Raw genomic sequence first — 18941 nt, forward strand, 5'->3', positions numbered from 1 at the left:
ATGACGATTTCGAGACGCGATATGCTGCTGGGCAGCGCGGGCGTAGCCGCTGGCGCCGGCCTGATCGGTCATCTGGGAACCGCGCCGGCTTTCGCCCAGGCGGCCGCTCCCAAGTTCACGCCCGAGCCGGGTGCTCAATTGCGTGTCCTGCGCTGGGCCCCGTTCGTCAAGGGCGAGGAGGACGCCTGGCTCGCCAACACCAAGAAGTTCTCGGACGCGACCGGCGTTCAGATCCGTGTCGACAAGGAAGGCTGGGAGGACATTCGTCCGAAGGCCGCGGTCGCCGCCAATGTCGGCGCAGGCCCCGACATCGTGCTCGTCTGGTTCGACGATGCCTTCCAGTATCCTGACAAGCTGCTCGACGTGACCGAGCTCGGCAATTATCTCGGCGGCAAGTACGGCGGCTGGTATCCCGGCCTCGAAGGCTACGCCAAGAAGGACGGCAAGTTCATCGGCCTGCCGCTGGCCGCCATCGCGAACGCCGTCCTGTATCGTGACAGCTGGGTCAAGGAAGCCGGCCACTCCACCTTCCCGACCAAGACCGACGCCTTCCTCGATCTCTGCAAGGCTTTGAAGGGCAAGGGTCACCCTGCCGGATTCACACTCGGAAAGGGCGTCGGCGACGGCAATAATTTCTGCCATTGGCTGCTCTGGAGCCATGGCGGCCGCACCGTCGACGATGCGGGCAAGGTCGCGATCAACAGCCCCGAGACGATCGCGGCGATCAAATACGCCGCCGAGCTCTACAAGACCTTCATCCCGGGCACGGAAAGCTGGCTCGACATCAACAACAACCGCGCCTTCCTGGCCGGTGAGGTTTCGGTCACTGCCAACGGCGTCTCGCTCTACTACTCCGCGAAGAACGACCCCAAGCTCGCCGACATGGCCAAGGACATGAGGTCGGCGAACATGCCGATCGGCCCGGTGGGCCAGCCGGTCGAGCTGCACCAGACCACGACCTGCGTGATCTTCAAGCACACCAAGTTCCCGCAGGCGGCGCAGGCCTATCTCCAGTTCATGTACGAGCAGGAGCAGATGCCGAGCTGGATCACCCAGGCCAGCGCCTATTGCTGCCAGCCGCTGAAGGCCTACGCCAACAATCCGATCTGGACCTCCGATCCGGTTCACACGCCGTATCAGAAGGCCTCCGAGACACTGCGCCCGAACGGCTATTCCGGCGCGCTCGGCTACGCCTCGGCTGCGGTGATGGCCGATTACGTCCTCGTCGACATGTTTGCGGAAGGCGCCACCGGCCAGCGGACGCCGGAGGAAGCGGCCAAGCGCGCAGAGGCACGCATCAACCGCTACTATCGCGTCTGATCGCTGCAACGAAACGGCGCGGCCATGGCCGCGCCCGCCGGCGGCGAGAAGCCGCCGGCCCTGCATTCGGGAGAGATCACCATGGCTGACACCGCAATCGCGCGGCCGGCAGAGCGTGCGAAACCTTCGATGCTGGCGCGGCTGGGCCAGAGCCGCAATGGGCTCGGCATCCTGTTCATGGTGCCTGCAGCGATCTTCCTGATCGTCTTCCTGGCCTGGCCGCTGGTGCTCGGCGTCTGGCTCGGCTTCACCGATACTCGCATCGGCCGGTCCGGCATCTTCATCGGGCTCGAGAACTACGAGTCGCTGCTCACCGACTCGGTGTTCCGGCTCGCGGTCTTCAACACCATCCTCTACACGGTCGTCGCCTCGGCTCTGAAATTCGCGCTCGGGCTCTGGCTGGCGCTGCTGCTGAACGAGCACCTGCCCTTCAAGGCCTTCATCCGCGCCATCGTGCTGCTGCCCTGGGTGGTGCCGACCGTGCTCTCGGCAATCGCCTTCTGGTGGATCTTCGATACCCAGTTCTCGGTGATTTCCTGGGCTCTGAAGGAGCTCGGCCTGATCTCGACCAATATCAACTTCCTCGGCGATACCACCAATGCGCGCGCCTCGGTGATCGCAGCCAATGTCTGGCGCGGCATTCCCTTCGTCGCGATCTCGCTGCTGGCCGGTTTGCAGACCATTTCGCCCTCGCTCTACGAGGCTGCGATGCTCGATGGCGCGACCAACTGGCAGCGCTTCCGCTTCATCACCCTGCCGCTGCTCTCGCCGATCATCGCGGTGGTGATGACCTTCTCGGTGCTGTTCACCTTCACCGATTTCCAGCTCATCTACGTGCTGACCCGCGGCGGCCCGCTCAACGCCACTCACCTGATGGCGACCCTCTCCTTCCAGCGCGCCATTCCGGGTGGCCAGCTGGGCGAAGGCGCCGCGATCGCGGTCGCCATGATCCCCTTCCTGCTCGGAGCGATCCTGTTCAGCTATTTCGGTCTGCAAAGGCGGAAATGGCAGCAGGGCGGCGCAGACTGAGGACGCCAGCCATGACCGACATCAGCCAGCCTAGCGCCTCACGCGTTCACCTCACCGACGAAAGCGTCGGCACCAGCTACATGGCCAACCTGCCGCGCCGGCTGGTGACGACCTGGCTGCCGCTCGCCGTCTTCGTCTTCGTTCTGCTCTTTCCATTCTACTGGATGGGCGTGACGGCGCTGAAGCCCAATCACGAGCTCACGGATTTCAGGAGCCACAACCCGCTCTGGCCGGGCGAGCCTACGCTGCGCCACATCAATTACCTGCTGTTCGAGACCACCTATCCGCACTGGCTGCTCAACACGATCGTGATCTCGATCGGATCGACGATCCTGTCGCTCACCGCCGCGGTGTTCGCCGCCTATGCGATCGAGCGCCTGCGCTTCAGTGGCTCGCGGGTTACCGGTCTGGCGATCTTCCTCGCCTATCTGGTGCCGCCCTCGATCCTGTTCATCCCGCTTGCCGTGCTGATCTTCGGCTTTGGCATCTATGACACCAAACTCGCGCTGATCTTCACCTATCCGACTTTCCTGGTGCCGTTCTGCACCTGGCTTCTGATGGGCTATTTCCGCTCGATCCCCTACGAACTGGAGGAATGCGCGCTCGTCGACGGCGCCAGCCGCTGGCAGATCCTGGTCAAGATCATCCTGCCGCTGGCGGTGCCGGGGCTGATTTCGGCCGGCATCTTCGCCTTCACCCTCTCCTGGAACGAGTTCATCTACGCGCTGACCTTCATCCAGTCCTCGGAGAACAAGACCGTCGCGGTCGGCGTCCTCACCGAACTGGTGCGCGGTGATGTCTATGAATGGGGGGCGCTGATGGCTGGCGCGCTGCTGGGCTCGCTGCCGGTCGTCATTCTCTACTCCTTCTTCGTCGAGCATTACGTCTCGTCGATGACCGGAGCGGTGAAGGAATAATCGAGCGGGGCCCACCGGGCCCCGTTTGCGTTTGAGGGACTGCTTGCCGTGACCGAGATCAAATCCATCGCCTTCGTCGGACTCGGCGCCATGGGCGCGCCGATGGCCGAGAACCTCGTGAAGCGCCAGTTCCGGGTCACCGGTTTCGACATGCGCGAGAGCGCCCGCGAGGCACTGGTCTCAGCGGGCGGCTACGCCGCCGAGAGCGCGGCGACGGCCGCAAAGGATGCCGACGCGCTCGTCATGATGGTCGTCAATGCCGCGCAGGCGCGCTCGGTCCTGTTCGAGGCCGGTGCGCTGGCGGCGCTCGCACCGGGCGCGAGCGTGCTGCTGATGGCGACATGCCCTCCTGGCGAAGTCGAGTCGATCGCGACGGAAGTCACCAAGACCGGCCGTCACTTCGTAGACGCCCCCGTCTCCGGCGGCATCAGCGGCGCGCGCAGCGCGACGCTGACCATCATGGTCGGTGCGCCGCAGGAGAGTTTCGCACTGGCACAGCCCGTACTCGATGCGATGGGCGACAAGGTCTTCCATGTCGGGCAGAAGCCTGGGCAGGGCGCGACCGTGAAGACGGTCAACCAGTTGCTCTGCGGCGTCCATATCGCGGTGGCGGCCGAGGCGCTGTCGCTCGCCGAGAAGGCCGGAATCGACGGCAGGATCCTCTTCGAGATCATGGGCGGTTCGGCTGCCTCCTCCTGGATGCTGCGGGATCGCGGCCCGCGCATGCTGCTGGACGATGCCCCCGTCGCCAGTGCCGTCGACATTTTTGTCAAGGATCTCGGGATCGTGCTCGATGCCGGGCGGGCGGCCAGGACAGCGCTGCCGCTCGCCGCCGCCGCACACCAGATGTTCCTGGCAAGTTCGGGCCTTGGCCATGGCGCGCGCGACGATTCGCAGGTCGTGCGGGCTTATCGCGCGCTCAACGCCAAACCCGCGAATGATCCGTGAACGCGATCTAGCGCTTGGGCGGCGTCGTCGTGCCTCGCACGATGAGTTCCGGCGTCAGCACGATTCGCTGCGTCGCCGCTGTGGGATCCTCGATGCGCCGGATCAGCAGTTCCGCCGATTTGCGGCCCATCTCGTCCTGGAAGTTCTTCAGCGTGGTCAGGGCCGGATACCACTGCGCCGCTTCCTGCACGTCGTCGCAGCCTACCAGCGAGAAGTCGACCCCGGCTTCCAGTCCACGATGGCGCAATCCGAGCATCGCGCCAAAGGCGATGAGGTCATTGAAGCAGACCGCCGCAGTTGGCGGAATCTCCGCATCAAGCACCTTCTGAATGCCCTTGAGGCCGTTCTCGCGGGTGCCGATCGACGCGTAGACCAACGCAGGATCAAGCGGAATCCCATGCCGGGCGAGCGTCTCGCAATAGCCCCGGTACCGGTTCCGGCCCGTCGAGATCAGCTCGTTCTCGCCGAGGAAGGCGATGCGCCGGTGACCGAGCCCGATCAGATGCTCGAGCGCCAGCACGGTGCCATGGTGATCATCCGATCCCACGAAATCGAGGTCGAGACCCGGGATCTCGCGGGAGAGCTGGACGAGCGGAACACCGGCCGCAATCAGATGGCCGAAGGTTTCGGCCGTGCTCCCGCCTGCGGCGCAGATCACCATACCGTCGGGTCGATACTCCTTCAGGGTGTTCAGGACCCGGTCCTGTCGCTCCAGATTCTCCGCATAGGTGCCGAGCAGGATCGAGCGGCCATGCGCCGTCGCCGTTTCCTCGATCGCGGCCAGGAGTTCGGCGAAATAGGGATTGGTGATGTCGTGGAAGCCGACGCCGAGGATATTGGTCCGGTCGGTTCTCAGCGAAGCGGCGCTGCGGTTGTAGCTGTAGCCCATCTCGCGCGCGATCTGCTGAACCCGCAGCCGCGTCGCGTCCGCGACGAGAGGCGAGCCGCGCAGGGCCAGCGACACCGTCGCCGTCGACACCGAAAGGTGATCGGCGATGATTTGCAATGTCACACGCCCACGGCCCGGCGCAGCCAGTCCCGCCTTCCCGGCTGGCTCGGCCTCCGAGGTCTGGCCGTTGCTGGTCATGACACGCCCTCTTCAGACGGAAGCGAAAGAGTCCCGCGAGTTTCAACCGGCCTGCGAAAGGCCGCCTGATCGAGTCCTTCTCATATAAGACGGAGAAATTGAAGATGAGCACCACGAAAGAGTCCATCGGCTTCATCGGCGTCGGCCTGATGGGGCAAGGCATGGCCCGCAATCTGCTCGACAAGGGCTTCCCGCTGACGGTGATGGGCCACCGCAACCGCAAGCCGGTCGAGGAACTGGTGACGGCTGGCGCGACGGAGGCCCGAACGCCGAAGGAACTGGCTTCCCAGGCGACGATCATCTTCCTGTGCGTGACCGGCTCGCCACAGGTCGAGGCTGTGCTGAACGGCCCGGACGGCATCGTCGCCGGCGCCAGGCCCGGCACGATCGTGGTCGATTGCTCGACCTCCGATCCCGGCTCGACCATCCGCCTTGCTGCCGAACTCGAGGCGAAGGGCCTGCATCTCTGCGATGCGCCGCTTGGCGGCACGCCGGCACAAGCCGTCCAGGGACAGCTCTCGACCATGATCGGCGCCGATGATGCGGTCTTCGCGCGCATCAAGCCGGCCTGCGAGGCCTGGGCACAGAAGGTCGTCCATCTCGGGCCCGTCGGCGACGGCCACAAGATGAAGCTGCTCAACAACTTCCTGTCGATGGGCTATGGCGCGATCTATTCCGAGGCGCTCGCGCTGGCCCAGAAAATCGGCATCACGCCGCAGACCTTCAACAGCGTGCTCTCCGGCAGCCGGATGGATTGCGGCTTCTATCAGACCTTCATGAAATACGTGCTGGAGCGCGACCGTGACGCGCACAAGTTCACTCTGGTCAACGCGCTGAAGGATGTGCGCTATCTCGAAGGCGTCGCCAATGCGGCAGGCGTCCCGAACCCGATCGGCAACGCCGTCAAGAACGCCTATGCCTCCGCCGTCGCCAATGGCCGGGGCGATGATTACGTGCCGATGCTCTCCGACTGGATCGCGCAGCAGAGCGGCGTTTCGCTGGCGCCGAAGGGCTGAGATCCGCCAGCGCTCAATCGAGCCGGGCCGAGCCCTCGGGCACGGCCCGGACCCGCTCGCGATAGAGAAGATAGAGGCCCGACGAGATCACGATGGCTGCGCCGATGAAGGTCCAGCGGTCGGGAAGCTGGCCGAAGACGAGATATCCGAGCGTGACCATCCAGACGATCTGCGAATAGATGAACGGCGCCAGCACCGTCGCGGGCGCCAACCGATGCGCCAGGATCAGCAGCCAGTGCCCGAAGCCCCCCATGGCGCCGGTCACCAGCATCAGCGCCCAGGGCAGCGGCCCCTCCGGCCAGGTCCAGAACAGCGGGATGAGCGGCAGCATCGCGACCGTTCCCGCGACGCCGGAATAGACCATCGTCGTCTCCGGCGGGTCGAAGGCCGCCAGAAGCCGGGTCGTGAGCGAATAGAAGGCATAGCAGACGACGCCGATCATGCAGAGCAGCGCCGCCGGATGCATCCCGCCGAAGCCCGGCCGCGTGATGACCAGCACGCCGATGAACCCGATACCGATCGCAGCGAGCCGCCGCGGCCCGGGCCATTCGCCGAGCAGCGGCCCGGAAACCAGCGCCACCAGAAGCGGCGTCGCGAACATGATCGACACCGTCTCGGCGAGCTGAAGATATTTCAGCGCGAAGAAGTTCAGCGCCGTCGATCCGAGCAGCAGCAGCGAGCGGATCGCCTGCAGCCAGGGCTTCTTGGTGCGCAGGATGCCGGGATGGCTCCAGGGGTTCAGCAGCAGCGAGACCAGGATCATGCTGCCGGCATAGCGCGCGAACACCACCTGGAGCGGGTCCATATGACCGGCCAGCCATTTCGCGCTGGTATCGAGCAGTGAGAAGCACAGCACTGCGCCGCACATCAGCCCGATGGCGATCAGGCGGGAGCGGCCCGTTTCCGGTCGGTGGGAATAGGCGGGCAAAGGACCGTCCCGTCATGCGCGAGGAGAATGACGGAGAGAGATTTAACCGATTTAGTGAGCGACACCAGCGTCTGAAGGCATGCGTTCCATGCGCTGATCAGGCCTCAGCCTCGGCATCATCCGCATCGGCATCAGGCTCGTCGATCTCCGCCCCGGCCTTGGAAAGGCCCTTCGAGGCCTTGCGCAGCAGCTTACGGAGCTGCTTGCGCTCCTTGGCGTCGAGCTTTTCCAGAAGCTCGTCCTCGACCTGATTCCAGACTGCATCGAGCGCAGCCGCAGTCTTCTGGCCGTGTTCGGTCAACGCGACCTGGACCAGCCGGCCATCGCGGCTACCGCCTTCGCGCGTCACCAGCCCCTGCAGGGAGAGCCGGCCGATGGTCTTGGACACAGTCGGCGGCTTGACCCGGAGCAGGGTGGCGAGTTCGCCCATCGTCATGGGAGCTGGCTGAAGGGCCTTCAGCGCCTGCTCCTGCCCGGGAAAGAGCCCGAGACCATTGAGCCTTTCGCCCATGCGCGCCCGGTGCAGGCGCGCTGCCACAAGGAGAGCTCGACCGACGCTTTTCTCGAGGGACTTGGTCATGAGCCGGTCCTTGGAAACTGCTCGGAAATCTATTCGCCGGCTCTGAGATCGCTTGCGATCATGACAGTGTGATGACGCAAGTGCAGCGCACAATCACAGAGTACGCATCTTTTTCGAAACGCGCGCAAGGAAGGCATCGCGGCTTCCCGCTGTCGCGCGATTCATGTCGTAGTGAGCCAGGTAAAGCGGCCGCGCACGCGGATGACAGACGGCGCGTACGGCCCGGCATACCACCTTGCGCGGCGGGTCGCCCATCAGAAAGGCGCGCCAGCGCGAGCCGCCATAGGTCGTGACCGCCACGAGACGGCGAATATTCCAGAGATTGGGCCTGACCTTGCCGTCGTCCAGCTTGAATGAAACGCCGGGCAGGAAGACACGATCGAAGAAGCCTTTCAGGATCGCGGGGTAGCCAAAATTCCAGACCGGGAAGCACAGGACCAGTGCCTCGGCCGCCCGCAACCGCTCGACATAGCCGGCAACCGGAAGCGTGTTGCTGGCAACATCATGATAGCCGACCCGCCCCTCCCGGCTTAGCACCGGATCGAAGCCCTCGGCATTGAGGTCGCAATCGTCGACCTCATGGCCAGCCTCCTCGAGACCTTTCACCACGGCTCGATGCAGCGCCGCCCCGAAGCTGTCAGGATCGGGATGGGCGTAGAGCACGAGCACGCGCATGATCAGCCACCCACGCCGGCATCGGCCAGGCTGCGGAACAGGAACGTCTTGCCCGACTTGTAGTCGTAGGACGGGTCCTCCCAGGCGATCATCTTGCCGGGATTGAGCAGGCCCTGCGGATCGGCCTCGCGCTTGAAGGCGAGCTGCAATGCGTCGGTCTGCTTCATGCCGCCTTCTTCCAGCGTATAGCGATGCGGGTTGAAGATCGGCGCCCCCATCTCCTCGTGGATCGCCATGATCTCTTCGAGCCGCTCCTCGCTGGTGAAGCGCACCAGCGGCAGGCCGAAGCAGGTGACCTTGCCGTCGAAGCGGACGAATTCGAGATGGCAGCGCACTTCGTCGCCGAAACGTTCATGGATGCGCTGGACCAGATCGACCTGGCTCGGGAAGGGGTAGAGCACCTGGAGATAGGTGATGGACGGATCGACCCTGAGCGCACGCAGCGTCGTGTGGTTCCAGCCCAGTTCATAGCCGGGCGGCAGGCCCTTGGCCTCGTCCGGCGAGAGCCTGTCGGAGCGCATCAGCAGCTCGGCGCCGCGGAAATGCCGGGCATAGGCGAGCAGCGCATCGACTGCGAAATCCGCCGCCATGACGATCACGACATGGCTGTCGCGCGGCAGGAATTTCTTGTGCCGCAGAAAATAGTCATGCGGCACTGGGGCCGCGACGACCGCGAGGTTCTTCAACGCCAGCCCGTCCTGCTCGCCGAGCGCATTGGCGAACTCGGTCGCTGTGCGCAGCGTGTCGAAGCCGAGGATGACGTCGACCCAGTCATAGGCGGGCCCGAGCGGCATCTCGACTTCGGTGATGATGCCGTTGGTGCCATAGGCATGGGCGACCTTGTGCAGGTCGTCGCCGCTGAATTCGAGGATACGGGGCGAGGCCTCCATCGTTGCGACCTTGAGCCGGATGATGTTGCCCCAGTCGCGCAGGCCACCCCATTTGATCGAGCCGACACCGCCCGAGCCACCGGCGATGAAGCCGCCGATCGAGGCGGTCTGATAGGTCGAGGGATGCAGGCGCAGCTCCTGGCGCGAATGCGCCCGCGTCTGCTCGTCGATACGGGCCATGATCGCGCCCGGCTCGGCGACATAGCGTCCGGGCTCGATCGACTTGACCTTGTTGAAGCCCGAGAGATCGAGCAGCACACCGCCTGAGAGCGGCATCGCCTGGCCGTAATTGCCGGTCCCGGTGCCGCGCGGCGTCACCGGGATGCCGAGTGCATGAGCCGCCGAAAGGACGTCCAGCACCTCGGCTTCGCTGGTCGGCGACACGATGATGTCCGCCGTGACATGGTCGAGCTGGCGCTTGAGGATCGGCGAGTACCAGAAGAAGTCACGGCTCTTCTGCTTCACCAGTGCCGGGTTGTCCTCGGTCCTGATCCCGCCGAGACGGCGCTTCAGGGCGGCGATATCGTAGCGGGGGCTCATGCGCTCTTGCTCATCAGATGGTCGAGTTCGCGGTAATCCGGCAGCGTCCGGTCGATCGCCTTGCCGCCGACCAGCACCGTGCGGTCGGCCTGGGGGCGCGCGAAGAATTCGGTCCAGTCGCGGGCCCGGGTCAGGATCAGGTCGGCGGACAGCCCGGGCGCCACCACGCCCCTGTCGGCATCGCCCATGATCGCCGCCGGTGCGCGCGCGATCATCGCCGCGAAATCGGTCGGGCCATGGTCGAGCTGGAGGATGCGGGTGCCTTCGCGCAGCACCTCGACGAGGTCGAGGTCGCCATAGGCATAGAACGGATCGCGCGTATTGTCGGAGGCGATCATCACCGGCACGCCGGCAGCCTTCAGTTCGTGCAGCGCAGTGACGCCGCGCCAGCGCGGCGTGCGTCCGCCGTCACGGTCCTGCAGATACATGTTGCACATCGGCAAGGAGACGACGGCGATGCCGGCTTCCTTGACCTTGGCGATGATCCGCGCCTCATCCTGCGGAGCCTGCATGGCGAGAGAGCAGCAATGCCCGGCAAGGATCTTGCCGGTAAAGCGATGCCGGAGTGCGGCCTCGGCGATGTATTCAAGGGACCGCGCTGCCGGATCATTCGTCTCATCGACATGGAAGTCGAGGTCGAAGCCGTGCTCGATCGCCGTGCGAAAGACGATGTCGAGCGCCTCCTCGAGCTCCGGGATCATATAGGTGACGCAGCCGAAGATGCCGTCGCCATGCACCTTCACGGCCCGCGTCACCGCCTGCATATGTCCTGTATCGAGCGCGAACTGGATACCGAAAAGCGGCGAGGCCTGCAGTGCGACACGCCCGGCCCATTCCGCCCGCATCTCGGCCAGCACCGGCCAGGAGATGCCGATCTGCTTGCCAAGCGAGTCGATATGGGTGCGGACCGCGCTCGTGCCGTAGGCGAAGGCGCAGCGCAGGCCGAAATCCATGCGGGTACGCACGTCTTCGGATGTCCAGTTGGCCTCGCGATCGGCCATGACATTCTCGAGCGCGCCCATGAAGGTGCCGTCCGGATTGCGACGACGCGGCCAGATATGGCCCTTGTCGAGATGGACATGCGCATCGACCAGCCGCGGCAGCACGATACCGCCATCGAGATCGAGCCCGGGACCGGCTTCGGGCGCTTCCGTGCCAGCCGGCAGGATCGAAGCGATGCGCCCATCCTCGACGCGAAGATCGACCAGTGCCAGCCCGTCGCGATCGGCCGCAAGGTCCGCGCCATCGATCAGGCAGAGCGGGAAGCGGGCATTGGTCAGGCGGTAGCTGGTCGAGGCGGGAATGGCGGCAAATCCGGTCGTCACGTCGTCAGCTCTCCATCCCGTCAGTCGCTGCCTTGCCCTCGCTCGATACAGGCCAGCATGAGTGGCGGCAAGGCGATGATCAAGCTGCCGTCGCCGCAGGCAAGTCCCGCGAGGCAAGTCCCGCGCCTGTGGCGCGAATGGCCAAGGCGATGGCGCATCGATAGTGGCGCATCGATACTTGCCGCCCGCACGATGATCGCGCATGAGGAGCGCTCAGCGAAACACAGGCGGTGGGTCATGGCGGATCAGGCGCGCATCATCGACGGCAAGGCGGCAGCAGCGGCGCTGCGTTCCGAGATCGGCCAGGACATCGCCGCGATCAGGGCTGCGCGCGGCCTGGTACCCGGTCTGCATGTCGTGCTCGTCGGAGACGATCCGGCGAGCCGCGTCTATGTGAACTCCAAGGAAAAGCTTGCCGGCGAGATCGGCATGAACTCTGCCGTTCACCGCCTGCCGGCCGAGACCAGCGAAGCGGAGCTGCTGGCCAAGGTCGCCACGCTGAATGCCGATGACAGCGTCGACGGCATTCTGGTGCAGCTGCCCTTGCCGAAGCACATCAATCCCGACCGTGTGATCGAGGCCATAGACCCCGCCAAGGACGTCGACTGCTTCCATCCCATCAATGTCGGCCGCCTCGCCAACGGACAGGCCAGCCTGATCCCCTGCACACCGCTCGGCTCGATGATCCTGCTGAAGCAGACCCTGCCATCGCTTGCCGGACTGGAAGCCGTGGTGATCGGCCGCTCGGGCATCGTCGGCCGGCCGATGGCACAGCTGCTGGTCCAGGCCGACTGCACGGTCACCATCGCCCATTCCCGCACCCGCGATCTTCCCGCCGTCTGCCGGCGCGCCGACATCCTCGTCGCGGCGGTCGGGCGGCCGCATTTCGTCAAGAGCGACTGGATCAAGCCCGGCGCCACGATCATCGATGTCGGCATCAACCGCCTGCCCGACGGCAAGCTCGCCGGCGATGTCGATTTTGCCGGGGCGGTGAATGTCGCAGGTGCGATCACGCCGGTACCGGGCGGCGTCGGCCCGATGACCATCGCCTGCCTGCTGCGCAACACGCTGACGGCCTTTCACGCAAGGCGGGGCTGACTGAAGCATCGGCCCGAAAACTGGATTGCGGTTTTCGGAAAAGCCGATGCAAACACAGAAGGTTAGACCCGGCCGCACGCCAAGGACGGCGCTGCCGCCCAGCCCGAAACGTGAAACGCCCGGCGAAGCGCCGGGCGTTTGTCATCTGTGCTGAGATTCCCGGGTCTGCACCTACGCTTCGCCCGGGAATGGCAATGCCGCTTACATATGGATCGGGCGCTTGTCGACGGCGAGCGCAGCTTCCTTGACCGCCTCGGCCAGCGTCGGATGAGCATGGCAGGTGCGCGCGAGATCCTCCGACGAGCCGCCGAACTCCATCAGCACCGTGACTTCGGCGATCAGGTCGCCGGCATGGGGGCCGATGATATGGCAGCCGAGCACGCGGTCGGTCGCTGCGTCGGCGAGGAACTTCACGAAGCCCTCGGTGTGGCGCATGGCGCGGGCGCGGCCATTGGCTGTGAACGGGAACTTGCCGACCTTGTAGGCGATGCCTGCAGCCTTCAGTTCCTCCTCGGTCTTGCCGATCGCGGCGACTTCGGGAGCCGTGTAGATGATGCTTGGAATGGCATCATAGTTCACATGCCCAACCTTGCCGGCGATCAACTCGGCCACCGCCATGCCCTCGTCCTCGGCCTTGTGAGCGAGCATCGGACCACGCACCACGTCGCCGATGGCATAGATGCCCGCGACATTGGTCTTGAAGTGGTCGTCGATCACGACACCGCCACGCTCGGCCGCGACACCAGCCGCCTCCAGGCCAAGGCCGTCGGTGTTCGGACGACGGCCGATGGCGACCAGCACGATATCCGCAGACAGCGTCTTGGCCTCACCGCCGGCGGCGGGTGCGACCGTGACGGTCGCGCCCTTCTTGCCCGCCTCGACCTTGGTGACCTTGGAACCCAGGTGGAATTCGAATCCCTGCTTCTGCAGGATGCGCTGGAACTGCTTGGCGATCTCGTCATCCATGCCGGGCAGGATGCGGTCGAGATATTCGACCACTGTGATCTTGGCGCCGAGACGGCCCCAGACCGAGCCGATTTCGAGACCGATCACGCCGGCGCCCACCACCAGCAGTTCCTTCGGCACGGACGCAAGCTCGAGTGCGCCGGTCGAGGTCACCACGGTCTTCTCGTCGATTTCGACGCCCGGCAGGTCGGCCGCTTCCGACCCCGTCGCAATGACGATGTTCCTGGTCTCGAGGACCTGGCTCTTGCCGTCCGCGCCCTTGACCTCGACCTTCCCCGCACCGGGGATGCTGGCGACGCCCTGGAAGGCCTCGATCTTGTTCTTCTTCAGCAGGAAGGCGACGCCGTTGACATTGGCGTCCACCGTCTCCTGCTTGTGGACCATCATCTGCTTGAGATCGAGCTTGGGCGTGCCGACGCTGATGCCGAGGCTCGGGAAGGTGTGGCCGGCCTCCTCGAACATTTCCGACGCATGCAGCAATGCCTTGGACGGGATGCAGCCGACATTCAGGCAGGTGCCGCCATGCGTCTTGCGCTTCTCCACCACGGCGACCTTGAGGCCGAGCTGAGCGGCGCGGATGGCACAGACATAGCCGCCGGGGCCAGTACCGATGACGACGAGATCGTAGGACATGACTTCCTTCCGTTGAGCAGGCAATGCGCGTGGACACTCGCTGTGCGGCGTCTTACCGGCCGCAATACATGGCTTTGGCGCCGTCCGCCATGCCCGCAGCAGATGTCATCCTTGCGGTCCAGATTGCTATCGCGGACCAGCGCAACGGCGCGCGCTGGCTCAGGCTTCAGCCCTGCGCCAGCGGCGCGTTGAAGGCCCAGACATGGCCGAAAGGATCGGTCAGGCGGCCATAGCGGGCCCCCCAGAACACGTCGCCCGCCGGCATGAAGATGATTGCGCCTGCGGCTTCCGCCCGGGCCATTGCCGCGTCGACATCGCTCGGGTTCGGCAGATTGACGTTCAGCGCGATACTGGCGCCGCCATGGGCATGCGGCGAGGCGACGGGCCCCCCGAATTCCGGTAACTCGTCATGCAGCAGGATCTCGCTGCCGAACAGCGCGAGATTGGCATGCAACACCCGCACGCCATCCTGCGCCATCTGCTTGAAGGTGCATTCGGCGCCGAAAGCCTTCTCGTAGAAGGCGATCGCCTCAAGACCGCCCTTGACGCAGAGATGCGCCTGGAGCGAGGGAGGATTGCGGCCAAAAGCCATCACGAACTCCTTCCCTATCCCCGATCCCAGTACGCGACCGCAAGTCAAGTCCTGTGGTCGTGCGGGCCGGATCAGGCTCTTGAAACGGGAACCATGCTCGCGCCTTGCGATGGCCGCTTGCACGGCTTGTCGGGCATGAGCGCGGTTCCCGCAGATCTGTTCGAGCTCAGAGGTCCAGGACGAGACGGGCCGGGTCCTCCAGCGCTTCCTTGATGCGAACGAGGAAGGTCACAGCTTCCTTGCCGTCGATGATGCGGTGATCGTAGCTGACCGCCAGATACATCATCGGGCGCACGACGATCTGACCGCCGACCACCATCGGACGCTCCTGGATCTTGTGCATGCCGAGGATAGCCGACTGCGGCGCGTTCAGGATCGGCGTCGACATCAGCGAGCCATAGACCCCGCCATTCGAGATGGTGAAGGTGCCGCCCTGCATGTCCTCGATCTTGAGCGCGCCATCGCGCGCCTTCTTGCCGAGCGCGCCGATTTCCTTTTCGACGCCGGCAATGGAGAGCTGGTCGGCATCGCGAACCACCGGCACGACAAGGCCCTTGTCCGTGCCGACCGCGACCGCGATATGGTAGTAGTTCTTGTAGACGATATCGGTGCCGTCGATCTCGGCATTGACCGAAGGGATTTCCTTCAGCGCCTGCACGCAGGCCTTCACGAAGAAGCCCATGAAGCCGAGCTTCACGCCGTGCTTCTTCTCGAAGACGTCCTTGTACTGGTTGCGCAGCGCCATCACGGCCGACATGTCCACCTCGTTGAAGGTGGTGAGCATGGCGGCAGTGTTCTGCGCCTCCTTGAGGCGGCGCGCGATGGTCTGGCGCAGCTTCGTCATCTTGACGCGCTCTTCGCGCGAGGCGTCATCGGGAGCCGACGGGGCGCGGACCTGCACCGGAGCTGCGGGCGCAGCTGCAGCCGCCGAACCCGTCGCGATGGCGGCCAGCATGTCGCCCTTGGTGACGCGGCCATCCTTGCCGGAGGCCGCGACCTTCGCCGGATCGACACCGCTCTCGGCAGCGAGGCGCGCAACGGCCGGGCCGGAATCGGCAGCCTTGGTCGCGGGCGCAGCAGCGGCGGCCGGCGCAGCAGCAGGCTTCGGAGCCTCCGTAGCCGCGACGGGCTTCGCCGGAGCTGCGGCAGCGCCGTCACCAGCCGAGATCGAGCCGAGCAAGGCGTTGACGCCAACCGTCTCGCCTTCCTTGGCGACGATCTCGCCGAGCACGCCGGCGGTCGGGGCATTCACCTCCAGCGTGACCTTGTCGGTCTCGAGCTCGACCAGGGGCTCGTCCGCCTTCACGGCCTCGCCCGGCTTCTTGAACCATTTGCCGATCGTCGCTTCCGAGACGGATTCGCCGAGTGTGGGTACGCGGATTTCGGTCGCCATATCAGGCCTCTTGTTCGTGTCTTTGTCTGGCGTCTTCGGACAGGGTCAGGCCGCGAAGGCCTCGTCCATGAAGGCTGCGAGCTGGGCGGTATGCTTCGACATCAGGCCGGTCGCCGTCGCGGCAGAGGCCGGGCGCCCGACATAGCGCGGGCGTTTCGGCTTCGAACCGGCATGGCCCAGCACCCATTCGAGATAGGGTTCGACGAAGGTCCAGGAGCCCATGTTCTTCGGCTCCTCCTGGCACCAGACCACATCGGCGGCCTTGAAGCGTGCCAGTTCCTGCGCCAGCGTCTTCAGCGGGAACGGATAGAGCTGCTCGACGCGCATCAGGTAGACGTCGTCGATGCCGCGCTTCTCACGCTCGTCGAGCAGGTCGAAATAGACCTTGCCCGAGCACAGCACGACCCGGCGGATCTTCGCATCCTTGACCAGCTTCGTCTCGGAGCGGCCGCGCTCGGCATCATCATGCAGCACGCGGTGGAAGGTCGAGCCCTCGGCCAGCTCCGACAGGTCGGAGATGCAGCGCTTGTGGCGCAGCAGCGACTTCGGCGTCATCAGGATCAGCGGCTTGCGGAAGTCGCGCTTCAGCTGCCGGCGCAGGATGTGGAAATAGCTCGCGGGCGTCGAGCAGTTCGCGACCTGCATGTTGTCCTCAGCGCACATCTGCAGGAAGCGCTCGAGGCGAGCGGAGGAATGCTCCGGCCCCTGGCCCTCATAGCCATGCGGCAGCAGGCAGACGAGGCCCGACATGCGCAGCCACTTGCGTTCACCGGACGAGATGAACTGATCGAACACGACCTGCGCGCCATTGGCGAAATCGCCGAACTGCGCTTCCCAGGCGGTCAGCGCGTTGGGCTCCGACAGCGAGTAGCCGTATTCGAAGCCGAGCACGGCCTCTTCCGAGAGCATCGAGTTGATGACCTCGTAGCGCGACTGGCCTTCGCGGATGTTGTTCAGCGACGTGTGGCGGGCCTCGGTCTCCTGGTCGATCAGCACCGAGTGCCGCTGCGAGAAGGTGCCACGCTCGCAATCCTGACCCGAGAGACGCACGGGGTGGCCATCGAGCAGCAGCGAGCCGAAGGCGAGCGCCTCGGCGGTCGCCCAATCGATGCCCTGCCCGGCCTCGACAGCCTTGCGGCGATTGTCGAGGAAGCGCTGGATCGTGCGGTGGACGTTGAAACCGGGCGGCGTCGAGGTGATCTTCTCGGTGATCTCCTTCAGCACCGCTGCGGGAACGCCGGTCGCACCGCGGCGCGGGTCGTCCTCGTCGGCGCGGATCGCCTTCATGCCGGCCCAGCGCCCGTCCAGCCAGTCGGCCTTGTTCGGCTTGAAGGTCTGGCCGGCGTCGAACTCGATCTCGAGCTTGCCCTTCCAGGCCGCCCTCATCTCGTCGAACTCGCCCGGCTGGACCACGCCTTCGGCTTCCAGCTTGGTGGCGTAGAGCTCCAGCGTAGTCTTGTGGCCGCGAATCTTGCGATACATCAGCGGCTGGGTGAAGCCCGGCTCGTCGCCCTCGTTATGGCCGAAGCGGCGATAGCAGAACATGTCGATGACGACCGGCTTGTGGAATTTCTGCCGGAACTCGATCGCGATCTTGGCGGCGAACACGACGGCTTCCGGATCGTCGCCATTCACATGGAAGACCGGCGCCTCGACCATCTTCGCCACATCGGACGGATAGGGCGAGGAACGCGAATAGCGCGGATAGGTGGTGAAGCCGATCTGGTTGTTGATGATGAAATGCACCGAGCCGCCGGTGCGATGGCCCTTCAGCCCGGACAGGCCGAGGCACTCGGCCACGACGCCCTGGCCGGCGAAGGCGGCATCGCCATGCAGCAGCAGCGGCAGCACCTTGGAGCGCTCGACGATATCGCCGAACTGGTCCTGCTTGGCGCGCACCTTGCCGAGCACGACGGGATCGACGATCTCGAGATGCGACGGATTGGCGGTCAGCGAGAGATGAACGTTGTTGCCGTCGAACTCCCGGTCGGACGAGGCACCGAGATGGTACTTCACGTCGCCCGAGCCCTCGACATCGTCGGGAGCGAAGGAGCCGCCCTTGAACTCGTGGAACAGCGCGCGGTGCGGCTTGCCCAGCACCTGGGTCAGCACGTTGAGACGACCGCGATGGGCCATGCCAAAGACGATGTCGCGCACGCCAAGCGCGCCGCCGCGCTTGATGATCTGCTCCAGCGCCGGGATCAGCGCCTCGGCGCCATCAAGGCCGAAGCGCTTGGTGCCGGTATATTTCAGATCGATGAACTTCTCGAAGCCCTCGGCCTCGACCAGCTTGTTGAGGATCGCCTTCTTGCCTTCGCGAGTGAAGGCGATCTCCTTGTCCGGCCCCTCGATCCGCTCCTGCAGCCATGCCTTCTGCTCCGGATCGGAGATGTGCATGAACTCGATGCCGATCGTGTTGCAATAGGTCCGCTGCAGGATCGCGACCATCTCGCGAAGCGTGGCGAACTCCATGCCGAGCACGTTGTCGATGAAGATCTTGCGGTCGAGATCGGCGTCCGTGAAGCCAAAGGCGGTCGGCGACAGCTCCTCGGGGTCCCTCGCCTGCTCGATGTCGAGCGGATCAAGCTTGGCGTGGAGATGGCCGCGCATCCGGTAGGCGCGGATCAGCATGATGGCGCGAACCGAATCGCGCGTCGCCTGCTGCACGTCGGAGGCGCTGAGCGTCGCGCCGGCAGCCTTGGCCTTGGCGCTGAGCTTGTCGCCGATGACCTTCTCGACCACGCCCCAATGGCCATCGAGCGCCGAAATGAGCTCGCCATTGGCGTGGATCGGCCAGTTCGGTTTCGTCCAGGATGCACCCTTGGCGTTCTGGATAATGGCCGGGCCATCATCCTTCAGCCCGGCGAAGAACCCGCGCCACTGCTCGTCGACCGAACTCGGATCGGCCTGATAGCGCGCATAGAGGTCCTCGATATAGGCCGCGTTGCCGCCATAGAGGAAACCCGTCTGCGCGAGAGCCTCGTTGATGTCCTGGCGAGCCATT

16 protein-coding genes are annotated in these 18941 nt (G+C 65.0%); 6 read left to right on the forward strand and 10 right to left on the reverse strand.

The features are described from left to right. The 4 genes from FG93_RS28660 to FG93_RS28675 all read left to right on the forward strand — a co-directional run bounded on the left by FG93_RS28660 (position 1) and on the right by FG93_RS28675 (position 4214). Entirely contained in the window at positions 1 to 1320 is a 1320-nt protein-coding gene (locus FG93_RS28660) for an ABC transporter substrate-binding protein (RefSeq protein WP_043241832.1), read from the forward strand. Between the two features lie 81 nt (positions 1321 to 1401). After that, complete coding sequence (locus FG93_RS28665) at positions 1402 to 2349, forward strand: carbohydrate ABC transporter permease (RefSeq protein ID WP_052514349.1); 948 nt, start codon at positions 1402 to 1404, stop codon at positions 2347 to 2349. A gap of 11 nt (positions 2350 to 2360) precedes the next feature. Next, the gene (locus tag FG93_RS28670) at positions 2361 to 3266 is read left to right on the forward strand and encodes a carbohydrate ABC transporter permease (RefSeq protein ID WP_043241833.1); all 906 of its coding nucleotides are present in this window, start codon (positions 2361 to 2363) and stop codon (positions 3264 to 3266) included. 48 nt (positions 3267 to 3314) lie between these two features. After that, the gene (locus FG93_RS28675) at positions 3315 to 4214 is read left to right on the forward strand and encodes an NAD(P)-dependent oxidoreductase (RefSeq protein ID WP_043241835.1); all 900 of its coding nucleotides are present in this window, start codon (positions 3315 to 3317) and stop codon (positions 4212 to 4214) included. 7 nt (positions 4215 to 4221) lie between these two features. On the opposite strand, the gene FG93_RS28680 is transcribed toward FG93_RS28675, so the two are convergent. Beyond that, a complete protein-coding gene (locus tag FG93_RS28680; protein WP_081881977.1) occupies positions 4222 to 5301 on the reverse strand; it encodes a LacI family DNA-binding transcriptional regulator in 1080 nt (359 codons plus the stop codon). Positions 5302 to 5405: 104 nt separating this feature from the next. Here FG93_RS28680 and FG93_RS28685 point away from each other — a divergent pair, with 104 nt between their 5' ends. Beyond that, positions 5406 to 6317, forward strand: a complete 912-nt coding sequence (locus tag FG93_RS28685) for an NAD(P)-dependent oxidoreductase (RefSeq protein WP_043241836.1) — start codon at positions 5406 to 5408, stop codon at positions 6315 to 6317. Between the two features lie 13 nt (positions 6318 to 6330). On the opposite strand, the gene FG93_RS28690 is transcribed toward FG93_RS28685, so the two are convergent. The 5 genes from FG93_RS28690 to FG93_RS28710 form a co-directional block, all read right to left on the reverse strand. Continuing rightward, positions 6331 to 7245 (reverse strand): DMT family transporter, encoded by a 915-nt coding sequence (locus tag FG93_RS28690; protein WP_043241837.1) that lies wholly within the window; start codon positions 7243 to 7245, stop codon positions 6331 to 6333. Positions 7246 to 7342: 97 nt separating this feature from the next. Continuing rightward, positions 7343 to 7825 carry a MarR family winged helix-turn-helix transcriptional regulator gene (locus tag FG93_RS28695; protein ID WP_043241839.1) on the reverse strand — a complete coding sequence of 161 codons (483 nt, stop codon included), beginning with the start codon at positions 7823 to 7825 and terminating at the stop codon, positions 7343 to 7345. A 93-nt stretch (positions 7826 to 7918) separates the two neighbouring features. Further along, positions 7919 to 8500, reverse strand: coding sequence for an NAD(P)H-dependent oxidoreductase (locus FG93_RS28700; RefSeq protein WP_043241841.1), 582 nt, complete (start codon positions 8498 to 8500; stop codon positions 7919 to 7921). Between the two features lie 2 nt (positions 8501 to 8502). Beyond that, on the reverse strand, positions 8503 to 9930 hold the full coding sequence (locus FG93_RS28705; RefSeq protein ID WP_043241843.1) for an FAD-binding oxidoreductase: 1428 nt from the start codon (positions 9928 to 9930) through the stop codon (positions 8503 to 8505). Then, the gene (locus FG93_RS28710) at positions 9927 to 11255 is read right to left on the reverse strand and encodes a cytosine deaminase (RefSeq protein ID WP_043241844.1); all 1329 of its coding nucleotides are present in this window, start codon (positions 11253 to 11255) and stop codon (positions 9927 to 9929) included. Before FG93_RS28710 ends, FG93_RS28705 begins: the two co-directional genes overlap by 4 nt. 237 nt (positions 11256 to 11492) lie before the next feature. Between FG93_RS28710 and folD the strand changes: the two genes are divergently transcribed. Then, positions 11493 to 12353: a bifunctional methylenetetrahydrofolate dehydrogenase/methenyltetrahydrofolate cyclohydrolase FolD gene (folD, locus tag FG93_RS28715; RefSeq protein WP_043242008.1), complete on the forward strand. Its 861-nt coding sequence runs from the start codon at positions 11493 to 11495 to the stop codon at positions 12351 to 12353. Positions 12354 to 12554: 201 nt separating this feature from the next. Here folD and lpdA read toward each other — a convergent pair whose 3' ends face one another. From lpdA to FG93_RS28735, 4 genes are all read right to left on the reverse strand, one after another. Continuing rightward, positions 12555 to 13952 carry a dihydrolipoyl dehydrogenase gene (gene lpdA, locus FG93_RS28720; RefSeq protein WP_043241846.1) on the reverse strand — a complete coding sequence of 466 codons (1398 nt, stop codon included), beginning with the start codon at positions 13950 to 13952 and terminating at the stop codon, positions 12555 to 12557. Between the two features lie 166 nt (positions 13953 to 14118). Beyond that, the gene (locus FG93_RS28725) at positions 14119 to 14544 is read right to left on the reverse strand and encodes a VOC family protein (RefSeq protein ID WP_043241848.1); all 426 of its coding nucleotides are present in this window, start codon (positions 14542 to 14544) and stop codon (positions 14119 to 14121) included. Positions 14545 to 14710: 166 nt separating this feature from the next. Further along, complete coding sequence (gene odhB / locus FG93_RS28730; RefSeq protein WP_043241850.1) at positions 14711 to 15937, reverse strand: 2-oxoglutarate dehydrogenase complex dihydrolipoyllysine-residue succinyltransferase; 1227 nt, start codon at positions 15935 to 15937, stop codon at positions 14711 to 14713. A 45-nt stretch (positions 15938 to 15982) separates the two neighbouring features. Next, the gene (locus FG93_RS28735) at positions 15983 to 18940 is read right to left on the reverse strand and encodes a 2-oxoglutarate dehydrogenase E1 component (RefSeq protein ID WP_043241852.1); all 2958 of its coding nucleotides are present in this window, start codon (positions 18938 to 18940) and stop codon (positions 15983 to 15985) included. Between the last annotated feature and the right edge of the window lies 1 nt (position 18941).

Origin of the sequence: Allobosea sp. LC85, assembly GCF_000735605.1 — a bacterium.
Lineage (GTDB): Bacteria > Pseudomonadota > Alphaproteobacteria > Rhizobiales > Beijerinckiaceae > Allobosea.

What these genes read in the sequence shown, in the direction of transcription:
- FG93_RS28660 (WP_043241832.1), top strand. Translation starts at nt 1, where the DNA reads ATGACGATTTCGAGACGCGATATGCTGCTGGGCAGCGCGGGCGTAGCC.
- FG93_RS28665 (WP_052514349.1), top strand. Translation starts at nt 1,402, where the DNA reads ATGGCTGACACCGCAATCGCGCGGCCGGCAGAGCGTGCGAAACCTTCG.
- FG93_RS28670 (WP_043241833.1), top strand. Translation starts at nt 2,361, where the DNA reads ATGACCGACATCAGCCAGCCTAGCGCCTCACGCGTTCACCTCACCGAC.
- FG93_RS28680 (WP_081881977.1), bottom strand. Translation starts at nt 5,301, where the DNA reads ATGACCAGCAACGGCCAGACCTCGGAGGCCGAGCCAGCCGGGAAGGCG.
- FG93_RS28685 (WP_043241836.1), top strand. Translation starts at nt 5,406, where the DNA reads ATGAGCACCACGAAAGAGTCCATCGGCTTCATCGGCGTCGGCCTGATG.
- FG93_RS28695 (WP_043241839.1), bottom strand. Translation starts at nt 7,825, where the DNA reads ATGACCAAGTCCCTCGAGAAAAGCGTCGGTCGAGCTCTCCTTGTGGCA.
- FG93_RS28700 (WP_043241841.1), bottom strand. Translation starts at nt 8,500, where the DNA reads ATGCGCGTGCTCGTGCTCTACGCCCATCCCGATCCTGACAGCTTCGGG.
- FG93_RS28705 (WP_043241843.1), bottom strand. Translation starts at nt 9,930, where the DNA reads ATGAGCCCCCGCTACGATATCGCCGCCCTGAAGCGCCGTCTCGGCGGG.
- folD (WP_043242008.1), top strand. Translation starts at nt 11,493, where the DNA reads ATGGCGGATCAGGCGCGCATCATCGACGGCAAGGCGGCAGCAGCGGCG.
- lpdA (WP_043241846.1), bottom strand. Translation starts at nt 13,952, where the DNA reads ATGTCCTACGATCTCGTCGTCATCGGTACTGGCCCCGGCGGCTATGTC.
- FG93_RS28725 (WP_043241848.1), bottom strand. Translation starts at nt 14,544, where the DNA reads ATGGCTTTTGGCCGCAATCCTCCCTCGCTCCAGGCGCATCTCTGCGTC.
- odhB (WP_043241850.1), bottom strand. Translation starts at nt 15,937, where the DNA reads ATGGCGACCGAAATCCGCGTACCCACACTCGGCGAATCCGTCTCGGAA.
- FG93_RS28735 (WP_043241852.1), bottom strand. Translation starts at nt 18,940, where the DNA reads ATGGCTCGCCAGGACATCAACGAGGCTCTCGCGCAGACGGGTTTCCTC.